Source organism: Nostoc sp. 2RC, assembly GCF_014222165.1.
GTDB classification, from domain to species: domain Bacteria; phylum Cyanobacteriota; class Cyanobacteriia; order Cyanobacteriales; family Nostocaceae; genus Nostoc; species Nostoc linckia.
Genome location: NZ_JACKZU010000602.1, coordinates 1 through 2,712 on the forward strand (window position 1 = coordinate 1; position 2,712 = coordinate 2,712).

Here is a 2,712-nt window from a genome sequence, read left to right on the forward strand (position 1 = left end):
GGGTTAAAGGGTAAGGGTTAAAGGTTTTTTCTTTCCCTTTTCCCCTTTCCCTTTCCCCCAAAACCCGACAAGTATTGGGGAGATGAGAGACAAGGAAGACAAGGGAGACAAGGAGAATAAATCCTGATTTTCCAGTCAACAGTCAACTGTCATCAGTCAACACTCACCAATGCCCAATGCCCTACTAAGGTAACCTTAAGGCAGTATTCCATTTAAAAATCTTGAGGCAAATCCAATGGCTTGGCAGCGTCCAGACGGTCGTCTTCCCTACGAACTACGTCCGTTAAGTTTTTACCCCAGTTTTACTCGCTTTGCTCCCGGTTCTGTTTTGGCAAGATGCGGCGATACTCAAGTACTTTGTACTGTCAGCGTCAATAAGGGAGTTCCTAAGTTTCTGGAAGGAACAGGTAAGGGCTGGTTAACTGCTGAGTACCGAATGCTACCATCTGCTACACAACAACGCCAAGAACGAGAATTATTGAAGTTATCTGGACGGACGCAGGAAATTCAGCGTTTAATCGGGCGCAGTTTACGCGCAGCATTGGATTTTGAAGCGTTGGGAGAACATACCCTGACTGTGGATGCTGATGTCCTGCAAGCAGATGCCGGAACTAGAACCACAGCGATTACAGGTTCTTTTGTGGCTTTGGCTCATGCCATTTCTAAATTATTGCAGCAGGGAACCTTGCAGCGATCGCCCCTATGCGGACAGGTAGCAGCCGTTTCTGTAGGGTTACTAGAAAAAGAGGCGTTTTTAGATTTAAATTATATAGAAGATGTAGCTGCAACAGTAGACTTTAATGTAGTGATGAATCAACATCTGGAAATCATTGAAGTCCAAGGTACTGCTGAAGAAGGTAGCTTTAGCCGGGATCAGTTGAATCAGCTTTTAGATGTGGCTCAAAAAGGAATTGAGCAATTGTTAATCGCTCAACGCGAAGCGATCGCTGACTGGGAAAAGCTATTTGTAGGTGATTTTTAATATAGTAGGAAACAGGCAATAGGTAATAGATAAGAGGGGACTTCCAAAGAATAAATTAATCAACAAAAACTAGGAAGCCTCCTTTAAAGAATAATAATCATTTTTCTAGGGAGGAGAAAGGGGTTGCGACGGCAACTCCTTTTTCCTCTTTTGTAGAGTTAGTGAGACGGTCTACTTGCTTTTCAAGAGCAGACATAGCTTTCTTGGTAACCTTCACATCACACACAATGAATTTATTGACATTTCACGCGAGTAAGTAAAAGTATCTAGATTTTACCTGACGCTTTTTTATCAATTTAGGCAAAGAATATCCTGAAACCATTGTTTTGCTAAATTCACCCCAAAGCCAGCTAAAAGCTAAAACACGCGGGGAAATTTAACGCTTGTATCCTGAGAATAAAACTGTCCCGATCGGACAGTTTTATTTAGCTTTATTTTGTTACTCTAATCAGAGGAAAAAGAGAAAAAGTCAAACAAAAGAGATCGATATCCACAGGAGCTTTGGCATCAAGACTTATATGTAAAACGCTTTTATCATCTAAAACTCATTGATGACAAAAGTGCTAGTTGCTCAAAAATTGCATCAATGATTTTATAAAATTTTGTTAATTTTTGCTAAAATTTTCCATTTGTCGTCAATCAAACAAGTATTAAGTAACTGGATGTTAATAAAATATAATCATGACAGTAGTTAATAGTTAGTACGAGCAAAGGCGATCGAAGGCATCTAAGTTTATTCAAGCTCAACTCTCGTGTGATAAATCATACAACGAGGGCAGAAAAATATTTCCTTTCCAGTTATCAGTCAACAGTCAACCGTCAACAGTCAACGCTATGTTAAATGTTTCAAAAGTTAAAAAGGAGGATTGTAAGAAGTTGGTTATTGTATTGCTGGAAGGCAGCAATATGATGATAAAGCTATGAACAAAACGGTTGAAGTTCTACCGGATCAGTCAGCGCTAGTTGCAAGAGCGCTAGAATTAATTTTGTCGAAGTTAGAAACTGCCATTGAGCAACGGGGGCGATTTACCATCGCTTTATCAGGCGGTAGCACACCTAAGCCGTTATATGAAGCGATCGCCAATCAAAAATTGCCTTGGGATAAAATTCACGTATTCTGGGGAGATGAACGTTACGTACCACCAGATCATCCCGATAGCAATGAACTGATGACGCGTCGTGCATGGCTAAATCATGTTGATATCCCAGCTGCTAACATTCACCCAGTACCGACTTTAGAAGCTGACCCAGCCGAAGCTGCTGCTAAGTATGAACAGCATCTAAAAGAATTTTTTAATTCTTCTGGGGCGGAGTTTCCAGTGTTAGATGTAATATTACTGGGGATGGGTGATGATGCACATACCGCATCTTTGTTTCCCCATACAGAGGCACTGAAAGTACGCGATCGCTTGGTCACTGTGGGCAACAAAAACGAAAGCCAGCGGATAACTTTTACATACCCCTTCATTAATTCTGCTCGCAGCGTGATTTTTCTGGTTGCCGGTGCTAACAAAATACCAGCTTTGGCGCAAGTCTTTGCACCCGTAGCCGATGACTCCACTTACCCATCCCGTTTAATTCAGCCCCAAGGGGAACTTTGGTGGCTTCTCGATGCCGCAGCAGGTTCGGAACTCCAAACTTAAGCAAAGGGCATGGGGCATGGGGCAAAGGGGAAAGGGCAAAGGGCAAAGGGCAAAGGGCAAAGGGCAAAGGGCAAAGGGCATGGGGCA

At 42.3% G+C, this 2,712-nt stretch carries 2 protein-coding genes; both read left to right on the forward strand.

Annotated features, from left to right (window positions below; genetic code table 11):
- Positions 1-235 precede the first annotated feature (235 nt).
- Positions 236-982, forward strand: coding sequence for a ribonuclease PH (gene rph / locus GNE10_RS33630; protein WP_185570372.1), 747 nt, complete (start codon positions 236-238; stop codon positions 980-982).
- A gap of 920 nt (positions 983-1,902) precedes the next feature.
- A complete protein-coding gene (pgl, locus tag GNE10_RS33635) occupies positions 1,903-2,625 on the forward strand; it encodes a 6-phosphogluconolactonase (RefSeq protein WP_185570373.1) in 723 nt (240 codons plus the stop codon).
- Positions 2,626-2,712 lie beyond the last annotated feature (87 nt).